Genomic DNA, 25,108 nt, shown 5'->3' on the forward strand with positions numbered 1-25,108 from the left:
AATGTTACAGATTAAAGTTAATGCCTAGAACAATGTTTCTTCCAATATTTGGAATCCCATCTGTTTTTAGTCTTGAAAGGTGTGCAATATATTTTTTGTCAAATAAATTGTTTCCGTTTAAATTCACATCAAAAGCGGTTTTTCCAAGTTTAACTGTTCCTCCAAAACCTAGATTTACCAAAGTATAACCTTTTGAAGCAGTTTCAAAACCGCTTACATTATCTTGATTAAAAGTCGAAGAAACATTCAAAGAAGCAAAACCTTCGCTCAGCCAATTTTTAATATTAAATTCAGTTCTAAGAGTATTGTTCCAGTTATTAGCAGGAATTAAAGGCAGATAATCATTGTTGTCTTTTTTACCCATCACAGTTTCAAAACTCGTTTCAAAATGTAACCAGTCTAATGGGTGCGGATGAAAGTGTAATCCGGCTTCACCTCCATATAATTTTGCATTATCCTGAACATAAGCAAACACATCATTATTATCGCGAATTTCTCCCGTTGGAGACGTATAAATATAGTTGTTTACGTGATTGTAAAAACCATTTACAAAAAATTCAAAATGTGTGTTTTTATATTCTAAATTCAAGTCAGTTTGGATGTTTTGTTCTGTTTTCAAATCAGCATTTCCAATTTCATAACGATTAGTTCCTTCATGAACACCGTTTGAAGTTAGTTCGGCTAAGTTTGGTGCTCTAAATCCGCTGGCAACATTAAGTCTCAACGTTAATGGTTCAGCTAATTTTGTTTTATATCCCAACGAAGCATTAAAGCTGTCAAAAGAGCGATCTAAAGCTTCAAAATAACCTTCTTCGCCTTCGATTCCGTGTGCAATAGAAGTAATATTTCTATTGTCAAAACGCAGTCCGGCTTGTAAAACGCTGTTTTTCCATTCGTAATTTGCAGTTCCAAAAACGCCAAAATCATTTGTTGTTGCATCTGGAATTAAGTATTCCTCACCAGAATTTTTATTCGTTTGGTGCATTCCTTGAACACCTAAAATAGTTTCAATTTTTCCAAACTTAGGAAAATGATACTTGGCGTTGTAATTAAAAGTATTCAATTTCATGTGAAGAGAAGCGTCGTTGCTGTCTTCAAACTCACTTCGGTCATTTGCAATATATCCCAAATCAACATCTAACTTTGAGTTTTCAAAAAAGATAACATTGTTTAAACTCAATAAATGATTAAAAATTCCTTGTCTAGGAAATTGCGTGTCTTTACTTGAAGATTGTTCCGCAATTCCATCTTCTGGAATACCAATGTCAAGTTTATTATAATTATATCTCAAAACACTTGAAAAAGTAGAATTGCTGTAGCCGATTCCAGTTTTAAAATCGGTTTCATTATAACGAGAATTCGTCACGCGATCACCGCCAGAAATTTTATAATCAGAATGTGTGTTGTAACTTCCGCGTGCTAGAAATTTCCAATTATCAGTAGATGTTTTTAATCCAATCGAAGAATTACTTCCTTGTGTATTAGTGAAATACTTTTGACTAAAATTAGCTTTAAAATCGCCGGCATCAGCAAATTTTTCAGGATTAAAATATAAAACACCTCCCAAAGCATCAGAGCCATAAAGCAAAGAAGCTGGTCCTTTTATAACTTCGACACTTTCGATTCCAGCATCATTCAGACCTAAACCATGTTCGTCGCCAAATTGCTGATTTTCGATACGAACGCCTTGCGAATAAACTAAAACGCGATTACCGCTTAATCCTCGAATTACTGGTTTTCCAATAGAAGTTCCAGTCGAAATTTGAGAAACTCCAGGAATTGTTGCTAAACCTTCTATTAAAGTTGAGGTTCCTTTTTGTTGTAAAGTTTTTATACTTTCATGTTCAATTTTCATTACGTTTTGCGATTGCAGTTTGTTGAAAGGAGTAGAAACTACAACTTCATCCATTTCCAAAATAGATTCTGCAAGACTCACATCTAACGTGTTTTGTTTTACCAATTTGACAATTGTTTTATTTTGAGTAGCAAATCCAACAAACGAAAAAGCAAGGCGTAAACTTCCGTTTGGCAGATTATTTAATTCGTATTTTCCGTTTGCATCAGTAGTTGTTCCTTTATGTAATTCTGGTGCGTAAACAGAAACACCCGGCATAGGCTGGCTTTGAGTATCAGTTACAATACCTGAAACTGAATTTTGGGCAGACAACAAGCCCGAAAACCCTAAAATAAGGGCAATTATTATTTTTTTCATTTGAAATTATGCTATAGTTAATTGTTTTTTCTTTTTAAATAAAAGCTAAAACTACAATGCAGCATTCTGATCCTAATTAATAAAATAGGACTAGGAAACTCAATGTTATTTTGAATCTAGATTTAAAAAAATGTAAAGATTATTTCGAGTATTCGAAATTTAAGAAACTATAAAAGCAGGAGGACCTCGTAATAAATACGAAGGTTTTGAAATTGAAAAAATTCTTTCAGAAAGAGGAAAGAAATAAGGAGTTTCAGTACCAAAAGTGTGAAACTGAAAAGAAAAACTTTCTGGAACGATATAACCGCCAAAAGCAAAATTACAAACAAAACAAAGATCATAATTATGATGCTGGTGTGTTATTTCGCCATTTGGATCATTGTAATCGTGATGACATTGTTTTTCTGAAAGCTGTTTTATGATATGCTCATAACTGTGCACAGACTGAAACAATATCGAAAACAATATTGTGACAGCAAACGAGAAACTTAATATGAGCTGCTTTCTTTTCATGCATGACAAAGGTATAAAAGACCAGTGAAAAAATGATTTATTTTTTTGATTCTGCTCTTGATTTGTTGAAAATAGTGCAAAGAATGCGTTTATTCGTCGTGAAAAAGAGAATTATTACTTTCAAATCATATCATGAAGTGGCATTGTGTTATATTTGTAAGTGAAATAAATGCTGCTTTTTGAACGTTTATTTAAGAACCCTTTTAAAACCACAATGCAATATGCGATTACTTTTTAGCTGTTTGTTTTTAGTTTCATTTTTCAGTGTTTTTGCTCAAAATGAAGTGAAGCCAGAAGTAAAACCCGAAGTTAAAATTGATTCTTTGTATCGTGAAGATCAGTTTTATTTTTCGGTAACGTACAATATGTTTACAGATACGCCTCAAAGATTCAAGCAAAACAAGTTTTCTTTGGGACTTTCTGGAGGTTTTTTGCGCGATATGCCCATTAATAAAACGCGAACAATTGCAATTGCTGCAGGTTTAGGATTTAGTTATCAAAATTATTATCAAAATCTAGGAGTTTCGAGAGATGGTTCTGGAGCCATAGTTTATAATGTTTCAAATTATGGCGAGATCGTATCGAATCGTTATAAGCAATATTCATTTGATTTGCCTATAGAATTTAGATGGCGTAATTCTACTTATGAGAGCACTAAATTTTGGCGAATTTATGCCGGAATGAAGTTTAGTTATGTGTTTTCTAATTCCTCAATCTTAAATGATGGAGAAGAAACCTATAAAGTAAAAAACAATATTGCGATTAATAAATTTCAATATGGGCCATATCTTTCTGCGGGATATAATACCTGGAATCTTTATGTATATTATGGTTTAAGCCCGTTGTTTGATTCAGTTACAACACTAACTGGAGAGAAAGTTAATTTAAAAACCCTGAATGCAGGACTGATTTTTTATATTTTATAACCACAGAAATAAAAACAGTAATTGCGGTAAAACGCCTATAAACAATCCAGCAAGAAGTTCTTTTGGAGTATGAGCATTCATCTCTAATCGTGAAGAAGCAACAACTCCTGTCATTAAAATTAAAAAAGCACCCCAATACGTATTTTGTGTCTGCAGATGCATATTTAATCCAATTGCAAAAATCGTGAAACCGCTTATTGCTGCAACGTGAAGACTTGGTTTAAATTTGAAAAGCGAACAAACCAGCGCTAAAATAGTCGTAAATAATGCGCCCAGAAAAAAGAAATGAAGCTCAGGATAACGGGTAATAACAATACTTCTTTTGACCAATAAAATATACAAAAAAGACTGTAAAACCAACGGAACAAGTCTTTGAGAGGTTTCTGGCAGCATTAATGATTTTACATGTCCTGTTGAGCGAAGCAACAAGAAAAATAAAACAGGGACAATGATTGTAATCACTAAAATCTGAAATAAAACAAAGTACTTCTCTTGAGTTGTAAAAATATCATCTTTGCAAAAAAGATATAACAATGTAGTGTACATTGGAATAAATATTGGATGAAGTATATAAGAGAATAGTGGAAGTACTTTTTTCAAAACGCTTTATTTTGTGGTGTTGAACAAATATAATGAAATAATGTTTTTTGCAACGAGTATTTAGTTTTTCTAGCCACGAATTACACAAGTTTTTACTAATTGTTTATTTGCTAAATGCTTAAATAATAGCTGCAGATTAAAAGATTCTCACAGATTAGATCATTTAAATTTCTTTAATCTGAGGTAAAAAAACAAACAATAATTCGCGGAAATTTGTGTAATTCGTGGCAAACCTTTTTTTAAATTTGACAAAAAGAAATTTTCTAAATGAGCATAAATTTAAAAAGCCTTATTTCGGTTTTTAACGCCGAGTGGATAGGTTCAGATACTGATATTTTTGTTGATCATATTTCGATCGACAGCCGTTCTCTGCAAAACGGGGCAAAAACATTGTTTATTGCTCTTTCTGGAGCCAATAACGACGCTCATCTTTATATTTCGGAACTTATTGAGAAAGGTGTTCAGAATTTTGTTGTGCAGTATATTCCAGAAAATGTAAAAGGAAAGGCTAATTTTTTAGTAGTTAAAAATACACTCAAAGCATTTCATGAATTTGCGGCTTATTATAGAAACCTGTTCGATTTTCCTGTAATCGGATTAACAGGCAGCAATGGTAAAACTATTGTCAAGGAATGGCTTAATTTTTTACTTAGTCCAGATTTTAATATTATTCGCAGTCCTAAAAGTTACAATTCTCAAGTAGGAGTTCCATTGTCTGTTATTGCAATAAATGAAAAGCATAATTTAGGCATTTTTGAAGCTGGAATTTCCACTGTAAAAGAAATGGCCAATTTAGAACAAATCATTAAGCCAAATATTGGAGTTTTAACCAATATAGGTTCCGCACATGATGAAGGTTTTCAAAGTATAGAACAAAAAATCAATGAGAAGCTATTACTGTTTAAAAACACGCCAGTAATTATTTATCAAAAAAATCAATTGGTAGACAAATGTCTAATGGCATTTTCTGCCGAAAATCCTTTAAAAGATCGAAAGCTCTTTTCGTGGAGTTTTACAGATAAAAGCGCTGATGTTTTTATTCTAAAAAGAGAAACAAAAAACGATACAACAACAATTCAATATCACTACAATAAAGAGAATTTCGATTTAGAAATTCCATTTAGTGATTCCGCTTCTGTAGAAAATGCGATTTCTTGTTTACTAGTAATGCTTTACTTTAAATATGATTTTGCCGTTATTCAAAACCGTGTGCAAATGCTGTATCCCGTTCAAATGCGTTTAGAAGTAAAAAACGGAATTAATAACTGCAGTATTATTGATGATAGTTACAGTTCAGACTTTCAGTCGCTTAAAATTGCTTTAGATTTTTTGGAAAGTCAGAAAAAAAAGAACGCCTCTAAAACTGTTATTTTATCAGATATTTTTCAAAGCGGATTTTCAAATGAAGAATTATATTCAAAAGTAGCACAGCTTATTGCTGATAATAAAATAAATCGAGTTATAGGTATTGGACCAACGATTTCTTCTTTTGCAGCTAAGTTTCCAAACAGCAGTATGTTTTTAAATACGGCAGCATTTATGGAAGCAGTAGAAGAGTTAAATTTTAATAATGAAACCATTTTAATAAAAGGAGCAAGATCATTTCAATTCGAAGAAATTGTTTCTCTGCTTGAAGAAAAAACACACGAAACAGTTCTCGAAATCAACTTAGATTCGATAAGTCATAACTTAAATTACTATAAATCTAAATTGGCCAATGATGTAAAAATCATGGTCATGGTAAAAGCATTTGGTTATGGAAATGGAGGTTTAGAAATTGCAAAATTATTAGAACATCACAACACAGATTATTTAGGAGTGGCTTTCGCCGATGAAGGAATTTCGCTGAAAAACGGAGGAATAAAACTGCCAATTATGGTTTTAAATCCAGAATCGACCAGCTTTCCTTCGATAATTCAATACCAATTAGAACCTGAAATTTATAGTATAAAAGGACTAAATGCCTTTTTAAAAATAGCTAGAGAAAAGAATCTAAAAGATTATCCGATTCATATAAAAGTCGACACAGGAATGCATCGTTTAGGTTTTGAAGACAATACAATCGAGGAATTGATTTCGACTTTACGGGGAAATTCAACAGTTCGTGTTCAAAGTATTCTATCGCATTTGGCAACAAGTGATGATCCGAACCACTTTGAATTTGTGGAAGAGCAAATAAGTTTGTTCGAGAAATTATCTTCAAGATTAATGTCTGAATTAAATATAAGTCCAATTCGTCATATTTTGAATACATCCGGAATTAGTAATTTTCCAAATGCACAATATAATATGGTGCGTTTAGGAATTGGATTATATGGTGTTTCCAATGATCCGGCAGAACAGAAATATCTAGAAAATGTAGGAACATTAAAATCGATTATATCTCAAGTTCGCACCATTCCAATCGGAGACAGTGTTGGTTACGGCCGAAGATTTATGGCAAAAAAAGAAACTAAAATTGCCACAATACCAATTGGTTATGCTGACGGAATTTCGAGATTATGGGGAAATGAGGTTGGTTTTGTAACCATAAAAAGTCAAAAAGCTTATATAGTAGGAAGCGTTTGTATGGATATGTTAATGGTCGATGTAAGTCATATTGAGTGTAAAGAAGGAGATTCGGTTATTATTTTCGGCGAAAGCCCAACCGTTGCTGAAATGGCCGAAGCATTAAAAACGATTCCTTACGAAATTATGACAAGCATCTCGCAGCGCGTAAAAAGAGTATTTTTCAGGTAGAATATTTGTTAAAATTATTATATTTGATATTGAGTTTAATTTTAAAAACAAATACTATGGGATTTTTCGCAGATTTTAAGGCTTCTTTATTGAAAGGTGATGTGCTTAGTTTAGCTACTGCAGTAGTTATTGGTGGAGCATTTGGTAAAATTGTCGGCTCTGCTGTAGACGATATTATTATGCCTGTAGTTGGTTTACTGACTGGAGGAATCGATTTTACTCAAAAATTTATTACACTTGATGGTAATACTTATACAAATTTGGCTGCGGCAAAAGCGGCTGGTGCTGCTGTAATTACTTATGGTAATTTGGTTCAGGCAATCATTAATTTTGTAATTATTTCATTCTTTGTATTTGTTGTTTTAAGAGCTGCTGATAAAGTTAAGAAAAAAGAAGAAGTTGCGGCTGCGCCTGCAGGACCAACTCAAGAAGAGTTACTTACGCAAATTAGAGATTTGCTTAAAAAATAATTCCGCTGCACTAAGTCTAACTAAACCGTTCCTTAATTGGGCGGTTTTTTTTATGAATTGTTTGTTTTGTAACATTTTGTTATTTTTTGTGAAGCATATTGTTTTCGTTTTTATTATAACTATTTTTGCAGAGTAAATTTGATTAATTGATATTAAAAATATAAAAATGAGAATAGCGGTTGTAGGTGCTACCGGAATGGTTGGCGAAGTAATGCTTAAAGTTTTAGCAGAAAGAAATTTTCCTGTTACAGAATTAATCCCTGTTGCTTCTGAAAGATCAGTAGGAAAAGAAATTGATTATAAAGGAACAAAATATAAAGTTGTAGGAATGCAGACTGCAGTTGATATGAAAGCTGATATTGCTGTTTTTTCTGCAGGTGGAGATACATCATTAGAGTGGGCTCCAAAATTTGCTGCTGCCGGAACTACTGTAATCGACAACTCATCGGCATGGAGAATGGATCCTACTAAAAAATTAGTAGTTCCAGAAATCAATGCTTCATCATTAACAAAAGAAGATAAAATTATTGCAAACCCAAACTGTTCGACTATTCAAATGGTATTGGCTTTGGCACCTTTGCATAAAAAATACAATATTAAAAGAGTTATCGTTTCTACTTACCAATCAATCACAGGAACTGGTGTAAAAGCAGTAAAACAATTAGAAAACGAATACGCAGGAATTCAAGGTGATATGGCTTACAAATATCCAATTCACAGAAATGCAATTCCACATTGCGATAGTTTTGAAGAAAACGGATACACTAAAGAAGAAATGAAATTAGTTCGCGAAACTCAAAAAATTCTTGGTGACAATACCATTAGAGTTACAGCTACTGCAGTTCGTGTGCCAGTTGTAGGCGGACATAGTGAAGCGGTAAATGTTGAGTTTACAAATGATTTTGATGTAAACGAAGTTCGTGAAATTTTGCATAATACAGACGGAGTAACGGTACAAGATAATTTAGATACATTTACTTACCCAATGCCATTATATGCTGAAGGTAAAAATGATGTATTTGTTGGAAGAATCCGTCGTGACGAAAGCCAGCCAAACACTTTAAATATGTGGATCGTTGCTGATAACTTAAGAAAAGGTGCTGCAACAAACACGATTCAAATCGCTGAATATTTAATTCAAGCAGGTTTGGTTTAATTAGAGATTAAATAAAATTGTTATAAAGAGAAAGCCGTAATTGCAGTACTGTAATTACGGTTTTTTTGTGAGAATAAATTTAGTTTCAAAGTAAAAAAGATTTATTTTTAAGCTCCTAATAAAAGCAATAAAAATGAATTTCGATAACTACAAGATAATTCCAAATTATAAGACTAATAAAACCGATTTATTTCTGGCTTCCGAAGAAGAAATCTTAGCTTGTGAAAAAACATTAAACATCGCTTTTGATGAAGATTATAAAGAATATGTGTTAGTTTACGGAAGCGGAATTCTTGGCGGAACATACGTGCGAATATTTCTTCCAGAGACAATAATATTAACCTTAGAAGAATGGAGAAATCGTATAACGGAATATTGGTTTTGGGATGAAGGTAAAGAAGTGCTGACGAAAGATCAAGTTTTATCCCGAGATTTCGGGACAATTAGAATTGGTGATACTTTTGATGGAGATGAAATTATACTTTATAAAAACGAGTATTATATTTTACCCCGCTACAGCGAAATGATTTATAAAGCCGGAAATACATTGGAAGAAACAATTACTTGGTTATGCTCGTCTGGAATTTTGACAGATGCATTTTCAGAAAGAGAGTTTGAACCTTTTGATCCAAGCGATTTAGAAAACAACTAAAAAAAATCCAAATTTCAATAGTGCTGAGCAGTTTATTGAAATTTGGATTTTTAAAACAGTATAATTTTATTTTTAGTATTCAGGAGCTAATTCTAACTCTAATCCTTCTAAATCTTCAGTAATTGGTATCTGACAACCTAAGCGGCTATTAGGTTTAACATAAAATGCTTCCGAAAGCATGGCTTCTTCATCATCGCCCATTTCTGGTAATGCAACATCATTTAGAACGTAACATTGGCAGGAAGCACACATTGCCATTCCTCCGCAAGTTCCTTCAACAGGAAGTTCATATGCTTTGCATAATTCCATTATGTTCATCGCCATATCAGTTGGAGCCTGTAATTCGTGTATAACTCCTTCTCGATCTTTAATCTTTATTAATACATCCATTTTAATTATTTGGAATTTTATGTTAGGATTTTATAACGTGAAAAAATCCTTTGTTTAAATTAACTTGTTGGTTTTGTACTAAAAGCATACTCTTTTCGGTTACCTTCTTTAAGACGCATTTTTACGCCTAAAACAGTATCGTCCTTTTCAAGAATAGTAACAATTGCTATTACGGAGTAATAATCTTTGTCTGATTGAAAGATTAATGTTCCTTCGTAAGTCGAATTTAATACACCTTTTTTATCTGTCATTGCCGAAACTTTTCTCGGATTCAAAAATGACGCTGAGCTGTAAGTGGCTTTGTTTGAAAACTTAGCTTTCCCTTCAACAAAATCATACAAGAAATCATAATTTCCTATTCGTAAACTTCCAGGACCTTCATTAGGATTAATCGAAAATACTACCTGTCCAGCATATGCAAAGTCTGACCATTCTTCTGATTCATTTACCCAAGCTCTGTCAGCAACTACTGTTTTACTCTGAGCATAATTTGCAGAAACAAAAAACAACAATAGTAATAGAATGTAAAATTTTCTCATAAGTCTAAGATTTAGGGTTATGTCACAAATTTAAGTTAAAAATGTAACAATTACTTAACTAAAACTCTTAAAACTTTACATTGTTTTTTAATAAATTATCAAAAAACGTATATGTTTCTATTGTTTTGTTGCTGTTTTGTTATTTTAATGGCTTACAAGGTTATTATTCTTGTTAATTTTAATTGCTCAAAAAATACGCTTGCTAATACTATAGTTACATTATATTTACTACAGTTTCAATCTGCGGTGCATATTTTTTGATAGTAGTTTCTACGCCGGCTTTTAATGTCATTTGATTTACACTGCAGCTTATGCAGGCACCTTCAAGACGAACTTTAACATGTTTATCATCATCAATAGAGATAAGCGTAATATCACCGCCATCAGATTTTAAAAATGGCCTGATTTCGTCTAGAGCCAATAAAACATTATTTGTTAATTCTTCTGTTGTCATAATTTTATCAATTAGAAAATGTGTCAACTAGATAATTAGATAATTTGCATAACGCATAATAATTATCTAATCATCAAATGACCTCAATTATCTTATTATTAATTTTTCTTTACTGCAGAACAACCTGCCATTGTTGTAATTTTAATTGCTTCAGTAGCAGGAAGACTTTCGTTTCTGTTCACTACTTCTTGTACAACATTTCGAGTTATTTCTTCAAAAATAGTCTCAATTGGCGATGCAGTTTGTAATGCCGCTGGGCGTCCAAAATCTCCTGCTTCACGAATAGATTGTACAATTGGAACTTCACCTAAGAATGGAACATTTAAATCTTCTGCAAGGTTTTTTGCTCCTTCCTGACCAAAAATATAATATTTGTTATTAGGCAGCTCTTCAGGAGTAAAATAAGCCATGTTTTCAATAATTCCTAAAACAGGAACATTTATATTGTCCTGCATGAACATTGAAACTCCTTTTTTAGCATCTGCAAGAGCAACTGCTTGTGGAGTACTTACTACTACAGCTCCAGTAATTGGTAAAGACTGCATGATTGAAAGGTGAATATCTCCAGTTCCCGGAGGTAAATCTAGAAGCATAAAATCTAATTCTCCCCAATCAGCGTCAAAAATCATTTGATTTAAAGCTTTTGCCGCCATTGGACCTCTCCAGATTACAGCTTGGCTTGGTGCAGTAAAAAATCCAATAGAAAGCATTTTGATTTCATAGCTTTCAATTGGTTTCATTTTCGATTTTCCGTCAACTGTTATCGAAATAGGTTTCTCATTTTCAACATCAAACATAATTGGCATCGAAGGACCGTAAACATCGGCATCTAAAACCCCAACTTTAAAACCCATTTTTGCAAGTGTAACAGCAAGATTTGCAGTTACAGTCGATTTTCCAACGCCTCCTTTTCCAGAAGCAACGGCAATAATATTTTTAATTCCCGGAATAGCACGACCTTTAATTTCGACTTTCTCTGGAGTTTCTACTTTAATATTTACTTTGATTTTTGCATCAGCAGATATCAATTCGTGAATTGTTTTTTTGATATCATCTTCAGCTCTTTTCTTGATATGCATCGCAGGCGTGTGCAATACTAAATCTACAACAACTTCATCGCCAAAAGTTAGTACGTTTGAAACGGCACCGCTTTCAACCATATTTTTTCCTTCGCCAGCTATAGTGATTGTTTCTAAAGCTTTAAGAATTTCTTTTCTATCTAATTTCATTTTAATGTGCTATTATGTATGGAAAGAAATCGATTTCAAATTTCTATATTTATTTAAACTGATTTCAGACTGCAAAGATAACAGATTATGTTCGGATTCAAACCCTTTTAAATTGTATTTATTGATATTGAGATTGGTCAAAATGATCAATAGTATATTTTTTAAAGCATTAAAATTCGTGAATCATATTTATAAAATCTAATTTTTAGTGCTTTTTTAAAGAGAACGGCGTCTGTAAATTCGTATAAAAATTCCTGTGTTTAATCGTCGAATTGTCGATAATCTTAATTAAATTTGGGTACCCAAAATCGCAGGCTTCCAAATTTATCAAAAATGCAGGAAAACTTACTTTCGAGTATTTCTGAGTTTTTGATGTTTTTTAAAATAGATTTTATAAAAATTTAAAATTTAAACAGATGCGAAACTTTACTTTCTTTTCCGTAATTATCACTTTTAGTTTTTTTATGTTTTCCATCAATTCCGTAGATGCGAAGACAGATCTGGGAAATGAAAAATCACCATTTGAAAATGTTTTTAAAATTAGTAAAGACAATAATTCAGGGACAATAAGCGCTGAATCTATAAATGGGTTTTTTAATAAATATCCTAAATTGAAGAAATATCAAAAAGACGTTGAAGATCTCTATAAAAAAAGAGAATACAAGATGATCTGGCATGATGATAAAAGCGTGAGCGAATTTGGAGCTTTATTGTATAATAAAGTAAAACTTTTAAGCGAACAAGGCGTAAAAGCAACCATGCCGTATATGCCATTAATCGACGACATTTTTAATGAAAATGTTACCGAAGATCTTTCGCCTGCAGATACTGATTTGATGCTGTCAAATATGTATGTTTTTTATGCCAGCAATGTTTATTCTGGAGTTGATCCGCAAACTTTAAAAAAAATAGGATGGTATCTGCCTGCAAAAACTATTTCGTACAATAGGATTTTAGATTCTTTAATGGGAGATCCTGATCGATTAAATAAAGATGAAAATCTTTTGTTTGGTCAGTATTATAAACTTCAAAGCGTTTTGAAAAAATATCGAAACATTGAAAAAAATAATCTTTGGAAAAAAATAGATATTGATGCAGCGACTTACAAAGATCTAAAGCCTTTTGACAGCGGTACAGTTGTTAAACAAATAAGAGAACGTTTGTTTGTTGTTGGTGATTTAGCACGAGATTCAAAAAGCGGTTTGTATGATGAAGAAATGATGGCGGGCGTTTTAAAATATAAAAAGAGATACGGTTTAAAATTGAATTACGCTTTTACAAAAGATCATATCGATCAATTGAATGAGCCAATTGCTAATAGAATCAGAACGATTATGTTAAACATGGAAAGATGCAGATGGATTCCGACTGATTTATCAAAAGCAAGTGAATATGTAATGGTTAATATTCCGTCGTTTAGATTGATTTATGTGAAAAACGGAAAATATGATTTAGTTTCAGATGTTTTTGTTGGTACGCGAATGACCGAAACGGTAATTTTTAGCGGTAATATTGATAGAATCGTGTTTAGTCCCTATTGGTATGTGCCGGCTAGCATTATAAAAAATGAGCTGAAATTGAAAATGGCCGAAGATAAAAACTATCTCGCTGATCATAACATGGAATGGAATGGCGGTAATGTAAGACAAAAACCAGGACCCAAAAACTCGTTAGGATTGGTTAAGTTCATGTTTCCAAATCCAAATGATATTTACCTGCATGATACTCCTGCAAAAAGCTTGTTTGAATTTGAAAAACGTATTTTCAGCCACGGATGTATTAATGTAAAAGAAGCCAAAGAACTTGCTTTACATATGTTAAAAGATGATCCTGACTGGCCTGTTGATAAAATCAATAATGCAATGAGCGGTGAAAAAGAAACGCCTTGTATGCTGAAAAAGAAAATTCCAATTTACATAGGTTACTTTACCGCATGGGTTGCAGATGATGGTGAAATTGGTTTTTATCCAGATGTGTATGATAGAGATAAGAGTTTGGATAAATTATTATACTCTAACGATGCCGTTTTACAGTAAAAAAATGTATTCCCAAATACTATAAAAAAAACACCCTTCAGATATTAAACTGAAGGGTATTTTTTTATAAATGGTCTACAAGATTATTCGTATTTTAAATATTTCAAAATATCTATTTTCGTCACTTGATAGGCTTTTGCCAAAACAATTGTTAATGTCAGCGTAAGCAATGCAACAAGTGCAATACTAAACGGAATTGGAGAGACATTGATCCTAAAAGCAAAATTTTCAAGCCATTTTTGCAATAAAAGGTAAGCTGGAACAATTCCAATTACAAATCCCATTAAACAATAAATAAAATATTGTTTTGACAGCTCTTTCAATAAAACGTCAGTTTCAGCACCAAGCGTTTTTCTAATTGCAATTTCTTTTAATCTTCTTTCCATTGAAAACGATGCCAAAGCAAACAATCCGAAGATGGCAATTATAATTACAACAAGATTTAGAATAAAAAATAAATCTTTTTGTTTTACTTGTTCTTCATAAGTTTTAGCAAATCCTTTGTTTACAAATACATAATCAAATGGATAGTCGGGATTTATATTTGCTTCCCAATAGGTTTTTAATTTATCTAATGTTTCACTTAAATTATTTGGAGAAACTTTTACATAGACATGTTGAAAGTTATTCCATTTTAAAGTTTTTGTGTTTATAAAAATCATTGGAGGCACTTTATTTTGTAATCCTGTAATATGAAAATCTTTTACAACCCCAACGATCTTAAATTTTAGATTTCCTTTTCCATTCGACCAGCCCGAAGTGATTATAGTATTTACAGGATTCTTAAGTCCTAAGTTTTTTACCAAGGTTTCATTAACAAGCCAGTTGTCGATCGTGTCTGAAGCAAATTTTTGAGATAAATTTCGCCCTTGAACAATTTTAATCTTCATCATTTCTAAAAAGCCAAAATCCATTTCAACATTTCGAGGCTGCACAAAAATGCCATTGTGAGTAAAACCAGAACTTGAATTAGTGCTGTTTCCAAAAGTACCTGCAAAAGTAGAAACTTCTTGAACTCCTGATATTTTAAGTATCTCTTGCTTTGTAGTTTCATATTTCTGCCCTTTTGTTTCATAATTTTGATAATTAAAAGGAATTTGAATTACTTGATCGCCTTTAAAACCAAGGTCTTTATTCATCATAAAATCAACTTGAGAATTTACAATTAAAGCACCAATAATAAAAAACGTCGCAATACCAAACTGAAAAATAAGCATCGAATTTCGAATCCAGATTCCATTTTTACTTCTTGAAAAATTACCTTTCAGCACTTTTAAAGTTTCAAAATTTGCGATGTAAACAGCAGGAAAAATACCAGCAAGAATGAGTACTAATCCAAAAATAAAAAGAAGCTGCAAGTAAAATTCACCGCCATTCATAGTCAAATTTTTTCTTAAAAAAGAGTTGTAATACGGAAGAGAAAGTTCAACAATTGCCAAAGCAAATAAAATTGAAAGTGTTACAATTATTGCTGTTTCAAAAATAAATTGTGCAATAATCTGTTTTTTTGATGCTCCCACAATTTTGCGAACACCAACTTCTTTAGCGCGTTTTATGGCAGAAGCAGTTGCTAGATTTATATAATTTACCAATGATAAAACCAAAATTAAAATTGATAAACCAGCCATGATATAAATAAGCTGTAAGTTTCCTTTTCCTTCAGGAGAAGTAGGTGCCGATGCTTTTGTACCATGTAAGCGCAAAGTTTTCAGCTGATCAAGAAAATTCGTTATCTCGCCATTTTCTTTAATAAATTGCTCAGGAGTTTGACCGACTTTTTTTGCCTCTTTTAAAATTACGTTTTCATAATTTATATTACGCATTTTCTTTAAAATGACATTAATATCAGCGTTCTTTTTAGTCTTAATCATTATACCATAGTTGAAATTTCCCCAGTTGTTAATGTCATAGTCACGAACAATACCACTAAAAACATAGTTAGGTTCAAAAGAAGACGGAGTTATAATGCGATAAACAGATTTTACGATATAAGATTGGTCATAATATGTAATAGGTTTTCCAATTGGATCTTCATCTTTAAAAAGAAGTTTAGCTTGTTGTTCAGAAATTGCAACGCTGTTTTTTTCTTTTAGAATATCTTTTTTAGCCCCTTTTACAATTGGAAAAGGGAAAAAATCGAAAAAATTATTATCACTTACCGTTATTTTTTTATCGATTAATTTTTTGTTCTGATATTTTATAACAGCCTCGTCATACCAGTCGTTTAAGAAACAAATTTGTTCAATTTCAGGAATTGTTGCCTTACAGGTTTGACCAAAAGGAATTGTACTTGTTCCCCAGATATCATCAGTTGCTCCAATTTTATTTAGAACTTTATATACATTTTCTTTTTCAGGATTCCATTGGTCGTATGCGTGCTCATTATTCCAATATAAAATGGCAAAAATTACGCTCGCAATTCCGATGCTCAATCCTAAAACATTTAAAAATGAAAACAGTTTGTTTTGTTTTAAATGATAAATAAATATTTTAAACCAATTAAAAATCATGGTGTCTACTTTATAGTTATGTTAGTTATTTTTTTGGTAAAAGGAAGAATCAGCCTTTTAAAGAAGGGTGAAAATTTTGCATACAAATCCAACCAGGACTGTGATTGCGGTAATAACAAAGTTTATCATCTTGATTTATTTAGCGTCCATAAAAACATCTACATTTCTCTGATTTAACTTTTCAGAGAATATAACACCATCTTTCATATGAATCGTTCTTTGCGAAAAAGAGGCATCATAATCAGAGTGCGTAACCATCAAAATCGTAGCACCTTTAGCATGCAAATCAGTTAAAAGTTCCATAACCTCATTACCATTTTTACTGTCCAAATTTCCTGTAGGCTCATCGGCCAAAATAATTTTCGGATCGTTAACTAAAGCTCTTGCAACTGCAACCCTTTGCTGTTGTCCGCCAGAAAGCTGCTGCGGAAAATGTTTTAATCGATGTGAGATATTTAGTTTTTCTGCAATTGCTTCAATTTTTTGTTTTCTATCAGCCACTTTAACATTGTTGTAAAGCAATGGCAGTTCGATATTATCATAAACAGAAAGTTCATCGATTAAGTTGAAGTTTTGAAAAATGAACCCAATATTTTCCTTGCGAACTTGTGCTCTTCCTTTTTCTTTTAAACCAATCATTTCCTGATCTAACAATTTATAACTTCCGCTGTCAGCACTGTCTAGAAGCCCAATAATATTTAACAAAGTCGATTTTCCACAGCCCGAAGGTCCCATAATAGTTAAAAAATCACCTTTTTTAATTTCTAAATTAATACCGCTCAAAGCAGCAGTTTCAACGTCTTCAGTTCTAAATACTTTGGTTAAATTTTGTATTGTTATCATATCTTTTTGGTGTTAAATGTTTTTAAAATGTTTTTTGATTGATGATTGAAACTTTTATGATTGTAAAATGTGAAATGACAAGATTGGATTTACTTCGGCTGAATCGACAATTCCTCAATATCCTTGTAATCTGTATACGATGAGGTAATCACAGATTCCCCTTCGTTTAGTCCGCTCAAGACTTCATAATAAGAAGGGTTTTCTCGGCCTAGTTTTATATTTCTTCTTTCGGCTTTATTTCCTTTTACGACAAAAATCCATTTGCCGGCAGTTTCCTGATTAAAAGCTCCTTTAGGAATTACCATTGTTTTATTTTTTTCAGACAAAATCAGTTTTACACCAAAGCTTAAACCATCTTGTAAAGCAATATTTTCTTTAGATGTAAAAGCCAATTCAGCACTAAAATGTCCGCTTTTTACTTCTGGAATTACTTTAGTTACCAGAACTTCAAGAGTTTTTCCTTTAAATTCAACCTGACCTTTTAAACCTTCTCTAATTTTTTCAAGATAAAATTCATCAATTTCAGCAGTCAGTTTATACCCTTTTTTCGAATCAATTTTTCCAATGCTTGCTCCAGCCTGAAATGTTTTTCCTAAAACAGGCTCAAACGAAGTCAATCGACCAGTCTCTGGAGCTGTAATCAAGAAATTCTTTTTGTTGTTTCTTAAAATATCCAAGCTTTTTTCCATCGTTTGAATCGAACGGTTAATTTGAGAAATCTGCAATTGATTAGATTGCTTTTCTTTTTGAATACTCTGCTGAATTGTTTTTTTTCTTTCCTGCTGAAAACGTAAACTTTCTTTAAAACTATTCCAGTCATTCTTAGAAATTACATCTTTTTCAAACAACTTAGAATTCATGTCGTACAATCTTTTTGCATCATTATAATCATGCTCGATCAAGACTAAATCTTTAGTCAAATTCAATTCTTGATTTCTAATGTTCAATTTCCCAGTATTCAAATTATTAATCTGCTCAATAATTGCAGTTTCCTGAGTTAAGTAATTAAGTTCAGTATTTGGGTTGTATAAACGAGCCAGCGATTGCCCTTTTGTAACCATTGCACCATTTTCGACAAAGATCTCTTTTACAGATCCTCCTTCAGTAACATTTACAAGCATTACATTTAAAGGTTCAACCTTTGCTTGGAAAACAACAAAATCCTCAAAAAAAGCTTTTTCAACTTTTTGAATCGAAAGTTCTTCTGCTTTTACGTTTAAACTTCTTTTTGAATTGAAAGAAAAAAAGACAATTGCGCCCAAAGCTAAAAAAACTGCAATTGCTATTGTCAGATGTCTAAATTTTCTATTTTTACGAGGAATTACCGTGTCCATTTTTAAATAATTTACTGATAATCAATAGGTAAATACTGTGCCATAAAATTTATTATTTGTAAAGTATTGATTTTAAAGAAGCTCAAAAAAGTCATTCCAAAAGTGAGTGTTCGATAATGAACAGTTGATCGTTCAAAATCGGACAAAAAAATACAGCATGAGAAAAAAGCAAGCCCAAATATTAATTGTTGACGATCAGGAGGAAATTCTTTTTTCGGCCAAAATGATTCTGAAAAAACATTTTGAAACGATTTTTACAACAAATAGTCCAAAGAAAATTTTTTCGATTTTAAACGAAAATGAAGTTAATGTTGTTTTACTCGACATGAATTACAGAATTGGTTTTGAAGATGGCCGTGAAGGAATTCATTGGCTGAAAGAAATCAAAACATTTTCGCCGCATACCGTTGTAATTTTAATGACTGCTTTCGGAAAAATTGATACGGCAGTTGAAGGAATTAAAATTGGCGCTTTTGATTATGTTTTAAAACCCTGGCATAACGAAAAACTGCTGGAGACTATTGATAAAGCTGTTGCAGAAAGCAGAAAAAACAGCAAAAAGCCAATTGTAGAAAAAACGGAAAAACAATATTTTATTGGCACTTCTCAAAAAATAAAACAAGCCTATTCTATTGCCGAAAAAGTTGCCAGAACAGATGTAAATGTCTTGATTTTGGGTGAAAACGGAACAGGAAAATATGTTTTTGCCGAGTATATTCATCAAAATTCAGAACGTAAAAAAGAAGCCTTTGTTCATGTTGATTTAGGTTCTTTGAGTGATAATTTATTCGAAAGCGAACTTTTTGGATACGCAAAAGGCGCTTTTACAGATGCGAAAACGGATACTGCCGGTAGATTTGAAATGGCACAAAACGGTACTATTTTTTTAGATGAAATAGGAAATATTCCGCTTCATCTCCAATCAAAGCTATTACATGTACTTCAGACAAAAACCGTTACTAGGTTAGGCGAAAGTAAAGCAAGACCTTTAAATGTGAGGATTATTTCGGCTACTAACAATGATATAAAAGCCGAAGTAAAAAATAAAACGTTTAGAGAAGATTTACTGTATCGTATTAATACTATGGAAATTATTCTGCCGTCTCTTCGTGAACGTAAAGAAGATATTGTTCCGATGGCGCATTTTGTTCTAGAACAGATTGCGGCAAAATACAATCAAGAAAACTGGCATTTTGACGAAAATACAGCTGCATATTTAGAAAAATACCCTTGGAAAGGAAATGTTCGTGAAATGGAAAATAAAATTGAGCGCGCTTTAATTTTAGCCGATAACAATACCATTTCAGTACACGATCTTGATATTTTAGATTTTGAAGAAATTCAAGAAAATGATGAAAACCAGTTATCGGAAATGGAGAAAACGGCTATCGAAAAAACGCTTTTTAAACATCACGGAAATATCAGTAAAACAGCTGAAGAACTTGGATTGTCAAGAGCGGCATTGTATAGAAGAATTGAGAAATATGATTTAAAGAATTGAGAGTAAAGAGTGAAGAATTTTATTGCTGAATCTGTTTGAAATTTAAAGGTACAGCCAAAATTATTTTATTTGATAACTATCTGGAGCGGCTCAAAAAAAAAATTAAATGAAAAACTGGAAATTTTATAATGCTTTTTTTACACGAGTTTTGTTTGTGATGATTCTCTTTTTCTTTTGTTTTTTTCTTATCTATAAAATGTTTTATTTCAATGCGATTTTAGTTGGTTCTTTTGCTTTGATAATGCTGGTTGAATTGTATTTTTATGTAAAAAATAAATTGCAGTTTTATGACAGAACTCTGCTGTCGATCTTGCAGGATGATTTTTCTAAGAACTTTCCTGAAGAGAATAAAAAAGACAATTTTAAAAGTTTGTATGCTTTGTATGAAGCTCTAAAATTAAGGCATCAAGAGCAAACTTCAAAAGAACTTATTTATCAGTCTTTATTAAACAACATTGATACTGCGGCTGTAATTCTCGAAAAAGAAGATGAGGATTGGAAGATTTTTTTAATGAATGACTGTTTTTCTCGTTTGTTTAAAGTTCCAAAAGTCAGTCATTGGAAATATCTTAAAAATTATTTGTCATCGCTTTGTTTTGAAATTGAGAAAACGGAATTCAGTGAATTAAAATCGGCGATTTCAATTAAAATTGAAGATCAGGATTTGCAGACGTTTATATTGCAGACTTCAAGAACTCAAACGTATAAAAAAGAATATTTTATCATTTTATTAGATAGTATTCAGCGTGTTATCGAGAAAAAGGAAAAAGAAGCGTGGATTAATTTAATGAAAATTATTTCGCACGAATTAATGAATTCTTTAACGCCGATTCGTGCACTTTCGCAAAATTTACTTCAAATTGTAGATCAGGAAAAACTAGAAGAAGATGATTTTGAAGACATAAAAAGCAGTATTTCGACCATTATAAACAGAAGTGATCACTTGCAGGATTTTGTCGAAAGTTATCGTAAACTTGCCATGCTGCCAACTCCAGTGAAAGAAATGACACAGATTAATGCTCTTTTTGAGGATTGTCTCAGGGTAATGAATCCTATTTTAAAAAGCGAAAATATCGAACTGGTAAATGAAACTCATAGTTCTCGTTCTATTTTGATTGATAAAAATCAGATGGAACAGGTAATTATAAATTTGATAACCAATAGTATTTATGCTTTGAAAGAAGAAAGTGAAAAGCAGTTATTTTTGTCGAGTTATACAGAAAACAATCGCTTTTTTATTGTGATTTCGGATAACGGAAAAGGAATTGATCCAGAAATTCAAGACAAAATATTTCTACCTTTTTTCACTACCAGAAAAGATGGCGCAGGAATTGGACTAACTCTTTCAAAAAATATCATTGAAGCTCACGGAGGTTATTTAAGCTACCAGACTGACGAGGATAAAACAAGTTTTGTGATTTGTTTAATTTGAGAAGAATGAACCATATAAGTGCTATAAGTTCATTTAGAAAGTATGTGATTTCCTGCCATTAACCAACTTTGGCAAAGCTTATCATATAGTATTGAGCCCAGTTTAAATAAACTTATAGCACTTATATGGTGGAAATATCAGGAGTCCAAAAATGTTTTTCGAAATCTACAATTTGATTGTTTACTACTTTTATTCCTTCGTTTTCTAAAAGCTGTTGCATTAAATTTGTTCCGTCAAAATGATGTTTTCCTGTCAAAAGTCCTTTTTGGTTAACGACTCTGTGCGCAGGAACATCATCCATATTATGGCAGGCGTTCATTGCCCAGCCAACCATTCGCGCGGATCGCGCGGTTCCTAAAGCTTTTGCAATTGCACCATATGAAGTTACTTTTCCAAACGGAATTTGCCTGGCGATTACATAAACTCTTTCGAAAAAATTTTCCTCAGCCATAAATTAAGTTTTTTTGCCACTGATTAAAAGGATTAAATAGATTTATCTGTCTGATTTGTAAAATATGCGAGAAAAATATTTAACCACAAAGTAAAAAAATCATTTTAATCTGTGGCTGTAAAATTATCCGAAATAATAATTCAAAATATTAAAAAGTGTTGCAATGGCAACTAAACCTGTAATGCTTCCAATAATCGTGTTCATGTTTCGCATCAAGTAATCCGTTTTCTTTTCAATTCTTTCAAAGAAAGCGATGTAGCTGTACAAAACAGCAAATGAACCTAAGACAGAACCTAAAACAAAAGTAAAAATGGTATTGTTTTCGAACGCAAAAAGATGATAAGAAGCGAGCGTTACGCTCACTAAAACATAATAAGGAATAGGGAAGAAGTTTAAACCAGAAAGAAGCATTCCGAGAAAGAAACGGCTTTTTTTACTGCTTTTTTTAATCTTTGATTTCTTTTTACCTTGAGGTTCTTTGGCAATAAATAGAAAGTAAATCGTTAAGATTGAAAAAATAACAAAACCTACTTCACGCAGTAAGGTTACAACATCTGGGCGATTATCTATAACTCGGGCAAATAAAACAGCAACGTAAACCTGAAAAAAAATAACTAAAACAGCACCAATTACAAACCATAAGGCGTTCTTTTTTCCCTCTTTCAAGTTTATTTTAGCTGCCGTCATATTGATTAAACCCGGCGGAATAATCCCAATTGCAGCGGCAATAAAACCTGAAAGTAATGGAGTGAATAATGCCATTCAGTTGTTTTAGTAGGTTAAAAAAAGAGGTTTTAAAATTAAATTAGTCTTTAATTTTGAAACGAATATACGTAATTGCCTTGTTAATTTCTAAATATTGTTTTTCATAAAAAGTCTGAAAAGCAGTAACTTCTTCAGGACTTCCCTCATTTTTGTACACATTATGATTTGCATACAAAACTTCGTGTCCTTCACCATGAAGTAATCCAAGTGTATAACCGTGCATAAATTCGCTGTCGGTTTTAAGATTCACGACACCGTCTTTTTTAAGGATTTTTTTGTAAAGTTTCAAGAACTCAGAATTCGTCATTCTGTGTTTTGTTCTTTTATATTTGATTTGCGGATCTGGAAAAGTAATCCAGATTTCATCAACTTCGTTTTCTGCAAAAATATGATTGATTAATTCGATTTGAGTTCGAATAAATGCCACATTATGAAGACCAGTTTCAACAGCAGTTTTTGCACCACGCCAGAAACGAGCACCTTTAATGTCGATACCAATAAAATTTTTGTTAGGATATTTTTCAGCTAATCCAACAGAGTATTCACCTTTCCCGCATCCCAATTCTAAAACTAAAGGATTGTCATTTTTAAAGAAATCAGAATTCCATTTTCCTCTTAAAGGCATTAAGTTGCCTACAACTTCTTCTCTAGTTGGTTGAAAAACGTTTTGAAATGTTTCGTTTTCTCTGAATCTTTTTAGTTTATTTTTACTTCCCACTTTACAAAAATTTTCCGCAAAATTAAGGAATATAAACGAATGGACGAGATGTAATTATGGTTTAAATTTTTTTAGCCGCAGATTTCACAGATTTTCTGGATTTCTTTTTTTTTAATCTGTGAGAATCTGTGAAATCTGTGGCACACATTTTACCCATAATGAGGTTCTGTAATTGAATGTGCTTTTGGATCAAGTGATTCGTCGTGCTGCGACAAATCCAATCCCATATGTTCTGATTCCTCAGAAACTCTTAACGGAATAATGAAATTTGTTACTTTAAACAAGAAATAAGCTCCGAAGAAAGTAAATATAGAAACCAAAACAAGCGCCATCATGTGGTGTGCAAATACATTCCAACCTCCGTGCAGCAAGCTTGCATCTTTACCGTGAGCAAAAATGGCAGTTAAAATCATTCCCATAATTCCGCCAACACCATGACAAGCGAAAACGTCAAGTGTATCATCAAATTTTTTCGAAAAACGACAGTTTACAGCAGAGTTTGAAACTAAAGCGGTTACAAAACCAAAAAACATACTTTCTGGAACCGATACAAATCCTGCAGCAGGCGTTATCGCAACAAGACCTACAACTGCGCCAATACAGGCTCCAAGTGCCGAAACTTTTCTTCCGTTCATTCGGTCAAAGAAAATCCAAGTTAACATCGCTGCGGCAGATGAAGTTGTTGTAGTCGCAAAAGCCATAGCAGCAGTTCCGTTTGCAGCAAGTGCAGAACCAGCGTTGAAGCCAAACCATCCAAACCATAACATTCCAGTTCCTAGTAATACAAACGGAATATTAGTTGGTATATGCTGACTGTTTTTTCTTTTTCCTAAAACAATAACACCAGCAAGTGCGGCAAAACCGGAACTCATATGAACGACAGTTCCTCCAGCAAAATCTTTTACGCCAAAATAACTTCCTAAAATACCTGTTGGATACCAAACAGAGTGGCATAAAGGCGCGTAAATGAAAATAGTAAATAAGCTGATGAAAAGTAAATACGATATAAAACGAACACGTTCTGCAAAGGAACCAGTAATAATAGCTGGTGCAATAATGGCAAATTTCATTTGAAACAAGGCAAAAAGCATAAACGGAATTGTATTGGCTAATTGTTTATGAGGCAAAACGCCCACATAATCCATAAAAGCAAACGTTGTTGGATTACCAAAGAAACTGTAAAAATGATCTCCAGAACTAAAACCAACAGGATCTCCAAAAGCTAAACTAAAAGCCACAACAACCCATAAAAGTGTTACAACTCCTAAGCAGATAAAACTTTGAAGCATGGTCGAAATGACATTTTTCTTGCCTACCATTCCGCCATAAAAAAAAGATAATCCCGGTGTCATGATTAAAACCAAACAGCAAGAGGTCAGCATCCAGGCAACATCTGCAGGTACAATATGTTCTGTCGTGCCAAATTCAGATAAAACATAACTGTTTTCAGTAACAGTTGGCCAAAATGCACCTGTAATGCAAATAATACTTATAATAATAAAGGAAATGATCCAGCGTTTCTCTATTTTCATTTTTCAAATACTTTATTGAACCCTATTTTTTTTGGGGTCAAAGTTAAAAAAAAATAAATATTTAGATTTTGAGGGCTGTTAAAATAGTGGTTGTGTTTTAATTTTA

At 32.3% G+C, this 25,108-nt stretch carries 22 protein-coding genes; 8 read left to right on the forward strand and 14 right to left on the reverse strand.

Translation table 11 applies throughout. The features are described from left to right. Window positions 1–4: 4 nt before the first annotated feature. Together NLG42_RS06230 and NLG42_RS06235 are read right to left on the reverse strand one after the other, a co-directional pair. Entirely contained in the window at window positions 5–2,212 is a 2,208-nt protein-coding gene (locus NLG42_RS06230; protein ID WP_257683276.1) for a TonB-dependent receptor, read from the reverse strand. A 159-nt stretch (window positions 2,213–2,371) separates the two neighbouring features. Then, the gene (locus NLG42_RS06235) at window positions 2,372–2,725 is read right to left on the reverse strand and encodes a hypothetical protein (protein ID WP_165768100.1); all 354 of its coding nucleotides are present in this window, start codon (window positions 2,723–2,725) and stop codon (window positions 2,372–2,374) included. A gap of 221 nt (window positions 2,726–2,946) precedes the next feature. Between NLG42_RS06235 and NLG42_RS06240 the strand changes: the two genes are divergently transcribed. Beyond that, window positions 2,947–3,651 (forward strand): porin family protein, encoded by a 705-nt coding sequence (locus NLG42_RS06240; protein WP_089059501.1) that lies wholly within the window; start codon window positions 2,947–2,949, stop codon window positions 3,649–3,651. On the opposite strand, the gene NLG42_RS06245 is transcribed toward NLG42_RS06240, so the two are convergent. Continuing rightward, window positions 3,646–4,251 (reverse strand): hypothetical protein, encoded by a 606-nt coding sequence (locus NLG42_RS06245; RefSeq protein ID WP_257683277.1) that lies wholly within the window; start codon window positions 4,249–4,251, stop codon window positions 3,646–3,648. The genes NLG42_RS06240 and NLG42_RS06245 overlap by 6 nt on opposite strands. A 267-nt stretch (window positions 4,252–4,518) precedes the next feature. Here NLG42_RS06245 and NLG42_RS06250 point away from each other — a divergent pair, with 267 nt between their 5' ends. The 4 genes from NLG42_RS06250 (at window position 4,519) to NLG42_RS06265 (ending at window position 9,268) form a co-directional block, all read left to right on the forward strand. After that, a complete protein-coding gene (locus tag NLG42_RS06250) occupies window positions 4,519–6,990 on the forward strand; it encodes a bifunctional UDP-N-acetylmuramoyl-tripeptide:D-alanyl-D-alanine ligase/alanine racemase (RefSeq protein WP_257683278.1) in 2,472 nt (823 codons plus the stop codon). 56 nt (window positions 6,991–7,046) lie between these two features. Further along, the gene (gene mscL, locus NLG42_RS06255) at window positions 7,047–7,460 is read left to right on the forward strand and encodes a large conductance mechanosensitive channel protein MscL (RefSeq protein WP_089059567.1); all 414 of its coding nucleotides are present in this window, start codon (window positions 7,047–7,049) and stop codon (window positions 7,458–7,460) included. A gap of 166 nt (window positions 7,461–7,626) precedes the next feature. Then, window positions 7,627–8,616, forward strand: a complete 990-nt coding sequence (locus tag NLG42_RS06260) for an aspartate-semialdehyde dehydrogenase (protein ID WP_089059499.1) — start codon at window positions 7,627–7,629, stop codon at window positions 8,614–8,616. A gap of 133 nt (window positions 8,617–8,749) precedes the next feature. Next, complete coding sequence (locus tag NLG42_RS06265; RefSeq protein ID WP_099717715.1) at window positions 8,750–9,268, forward strand: SMI1/KNR4 family protein; 519 nt, start codon at window positions 8,750–8,752, stop codon at window positions 9,266–9,268. Window positions 9,269–9,340: 72 nt separating this feature from the next. Here the strand turns inward: NLG42_RS06265 and NLG42_RS06270 are convergent, their stop codons facing one another. The 4 genes from NLG42_RS06270 to NLG42_RS06285 all read right to left on the reverse strand — a co-directional run bounded on the left by NLG42_RS06270 (window position 9,341) and on the right by NLG42_RS06285 (window position 11,880). Beyond that, window positions 9,341–9,658, reverse strand: a complete 318-nt coding sequence (locus NLG42_RS06270) for a 2Fe-2S iron-sulfur cluster-binding family protein (protein ID WP_089059497.1) — start codon at window positions 9,656–9,658, stop codon at window positions 9,341–9,343. Window positions 9,659–9,717: 59 nt separating this feature from the next. Continuing rightward, on the reverse strand, window positions 9,718–10,197 hold the full coding sequence (locus NLG42_RS06275) for a hypothetical protein (protein WP_257683279.1): 480 nt from the start codon (window positions 10,195–10,197) through the stop codon (window positions 9,718–9,720). 214 nt (window positions 10,198–10,411) lie between these two features. After that, window positions 10,412–10,651 (reverse strand): NifU family protein, encoded by a 240-nt coding sequence (locus tag NLG42_RS06280; protein WP_012023406.1) that lies wholly within the window; start codon window positions 10,649–10,651, stop codon window positions 10,412–10,414. 98 nt (window positions 10,652–10,749) lie between these two features. Beyond that, window positions 10,750–11,880 (reverse strand): Mrp/NBP35 family ATP-binding protein, encoded by a 1,131-nt coding sequence (locus NLG42_RS06285; RefSeq protein WP_089059495.1) that lies wholly within the window; start codon window positions 11,878–11,880, stop codon window positions 10,750–10,752. Window positions 11,881–12,296: 416 nt separating this feature from the next. On the opposite strand from NLG42_RS06285, the gene NLG42_RS06290 reads away from it, so the two are divergent. Further along, window positions 12,297–13,916 (forward strand): L,D-transpeptidase family protein, encoded by a 1,620-nt coding sequence (locus tag NLG42_RS06290; protein ID WP_099717714.1) that lies wholly within the window; start codon window positions 12,297–12,299, stop codon window positions 13,914–13,916. Window positions 13,917–13,999: 83 nt separating this feature from the next. On the opposite strand, the gene NLG42_RS06295 is transcribed toward NLG42_RS06290, so the two are convergent. From NLG42_RS06295 to NLG42_RS06305, 3 genes are all read right to left on the reverse strand, one after another. After that, window positions 14,000–16,426, reverse strand: a complete 2,427-nt coding sequence (locus tag NLG42_RS06295; protein WP_089057298.1) for an ABC transporter permease — start codon at window positions 16,424–16,426, stop codon at window positions 14,000–14,002. A gap of 135 nt (window positions 16,427–16,561) precedes the next feature. Then, window positions 16,562–17,269, reverse strand: coding sequence for an ABC transporter ATP-binding protein (locus NLG42_RS06300; RefSeq protein WP_257683280.1), 708 nt, complete (start codon window positions 17,267–17,269; stop codon window positions 16,562–16,564). Between the two features lie 89 nt (window positions 17,270–17,358). Next, the gene (locus NLG42_RS06305; protein WP_099717713.1) at window positions 17,359–18,603 is read right to left on the reverse strand and encodes an efflux RND transporter periplasmic adaptor subunit; all 1,245 of its coding nucleotides are present in this window, start codon (window positions 18,601–18,603) and stop codon (window positions 17,359–17,361) included. Between the two features lie 157 nt (window positions 18,604–18,760). On the opposite strand from NLG42_RS06305, the gene NLG42_RS06310 reads away from it, so the two are divergent. Continuing rightward, complete coding sequence (locus NLG42_RS06310; protein WP_099717712.1) at window positions 18,761–20,104, forward strand: sigma-54-dependent transcriptional regulator; 1,344 nt, start codon at window positions 18,761–18,763, stop codon at window positions 20,102–20,104. 106 nt (window positions 20,105–20,210) lie between these two features. Beyond that, complete coding sequence (locus NLG42_RS06315; RefSeq protein WP_257683281.1) at window positions 20,211–21,536, forward strand: sensor histidine kinase; 1,326 nt, start codon at window positions 20,211–20,213, stop codon at window positions 21,534–21,536. Window positions 21,537–21,657: 121 nt separating this feature from the next. Here NLG42_RS06315 and NLG42_RS06320 read toward each other — a convergent pair whose 3' ends face one another. The 4 genes from NLG42_RS06320 to NLG42_RS06335 all read right to left on the reverse strand — a co-directional run bounded on the left by NLG42_RS06320 (window position 21,658) and on the right by NLG42_RS06335 (window position 25,002). Then, window positions 21,658–21,987, reverse strand: a complete 330-nt coding sequence (locus NLG42_RS06320; protein WP_257683282.1) for an MGMT family protein — start codon at window positions 21,985–21,987, stop codon at window positions 21,658–21,660. Between the two features lie 123 nt (window positions 21,988–22,110). Continuing rightward, entirely contained in the window at window positions 22,111–22,749 is a 639-nt protein-coding gene (locus NLG42_RS06325; protein ID WP_089057304.1) for a LysE family transporter, read from the reverse strand. Window positions 22,750–22,792: 43 nt separating this feature from the next. Beyond that, complete coding sequence (gene trmB / locus NLG42_RS06330) at window positions 22,793–23,470, reverse strand: tRNA (guanosine(46)-N7)-methyltransferase TrmB (RefSeq protein ID WP_089053773.1); 678 nt, start codon at window positions 23,468–23,470, stop codon at window positions 22,793–22,795. A gap of 149 nt (window positions 23,471–23,619) precedes the next feature. After that, the gene (locus tag NLG42_RS06335; RefSeq protein ID WP_089057305.1) at window positions 23,620–25,002 is read right to left on the reverse strand and encodes an ammonium transporter; all 1,383 of its coding nucleotides are present in this window, start codon (window positions 25,000–25,002) and stop codon (window positions 23,620–23,622) included. Between the last annotated feature and the right edge of the window lie 106 nt (window positions 25,003–25,108).

Source organism: Flavobacterium plurextorum (assembly GCF_024638035.1).
GTDB classification, from domain to species: Bacteria; Bacteroidota; Bacteroidia; order Flavobacteriales; family Flavobacteriaceae; genus Flavobacterium; species Flavobacterium plurextorum.

Excerpts from the sequence above, each read along its gene's own strand:
- NLG42_RS06275 (WP_257683279.1), bottom strand. The coding sequence starts at position 10,197 with ATGAGAAAATTTTACATTCTATTACTATTGTTGTTTTTTGTTTCTGCA.
- NLG42_RS06295 (WP_089057298.1), bottom strand. The coding sequence starts at position 16,426 with ATGATTTTTAATTGGTTTAAAATATTTATTTATCATTTAAAACAAAAC.
- NLG42_RS06325 (WP_089057304.1), bottom strand. The coding sequence starts at position 22,749 with ATGGCATTATTCACTCCATTACTTTCAGGTTTTATTGCCGCTGCAATT.
- NLG42_RS06235 (WP_165768100.1), bottom strand. The coding sequence starts at position 2,725 with ATGAAAAGAAAGCAGCTCATATTAAGTTTCTCGTTTGCTGTCACAATA.
- NLG42_RS06260 (WP_089059499.1), top strand. The coding sequence starts at position 7,627 with ATGAGAATAGCGGTTGTAGGTGCTACCGGAATGGTTGGCGAAGTAATG.
- NLG42_RS06270 (WP_089059497.1), bottom strand. The coding sequence starts at position 9,658 with ATGGATGTATTAATAAAGATTAAAGATCGAGAAGGAGTTATACACGAA.
- NLG42_RS06305 (WP_099717713.1), bottom strand. The coding sequence starts at position 18,603 with ATGGACACGGTAATTCCTCGTAAAAATAGAAAATTTAGACATCTGACA.
- NLG42_RS06290 (WP_099717714.1), top strand. The coding sequence starts at position 12,297 with ATGCGAAACTTTACTTTCTTTTCCGTAATTATCACTTTTAGTTTTTTT.
- NLG42_RS06280 (WP_012023406.1), bottom strand. The coding sequence starts at position 10,651 with ATGACAACAGAAGAATTAACAAATAATGTTTTATTGGCTCTAGACGAA.
- NLG42_RS06265 (WP_099717715.1), top strand. The coding sequence starts at position 8,750 with ATGAATTTCGATAACTACAAGATAATTCCAAATTATAAGACTAATAAA.
- NLG42_RS06285 (WP_089059495.1), bottom strand. The coding sequence starts at position 11,880 with ATGAAATTAGATAGAAAAGAAATTCTTAAAGCTTTAGAAACAATCACT.
- NLG42_RS06315 (WP_257683281.1), top strand. The coding sequence starts at position 20,211 with ATGAAAAACTGGAAATTTTATAATGCTTTTTTTACACGAGTTTTGTTT.
- NLG42_RS06300 (WP_257683280.1), bottom strand. The coding sequence starts at position 17,269 with ATGATAACAATACAAAATTTAACCAAAGTATTTAGAACTGAAGACGTT.
- NLG42_RS06250 (WP_257683278.1), top strand. The coding sequence starts at position 4,519 with ATGAGCATAAATTTAAAAAGCCTTATTTCGGTTTTTAACGCCGAGTGG.
- NLG42_RS06320 (WP_257683282.1), bottom strand. The coding sequence starts at position 21,987 with ATGGCTGAGGAAAATTTTTTCGAAAGAGTTTATGTAATCGCCAGGCAA.
- NLG42_RS06240 (WP_089059501.1), top strand. The coding sequence starts at position 2,947 with ATGCGATTACTTTTTAGCTGTTTGTTTTTAGTTTCATTTTTCAGTGTT.
- NLG42_RS06335 (WP_089057305.1), bottom strand. The coding sequence starts at position 25,002 with ATGAAAATAGAGAAACGCTGGATCATTTCCTTTATTATTATAAGTATT.
- mscL (WP_089059567.1), top strand. The coding sequence starts at position 7,047 with ATGGGATTTTTCGCAGATTTTAAGGCTTCTTTATTGAAAGGTGATGTG.
- NLG42_RS06230 (WP_257683276.1), bottom strand. The coding sequence starts at position 2,212 with ATGAAAAAAATAATAATTGCCCTTATTTTAGGGTTTTCGGGCTTGTTG.
- NLG42_RS06310 (WP_099717712.1), top strand. The coding sequence starts at position 18,761 with ATGAGAAAAAAGCAAGCCCAAATATTAATTGTTGACGATCAGGAGGAA.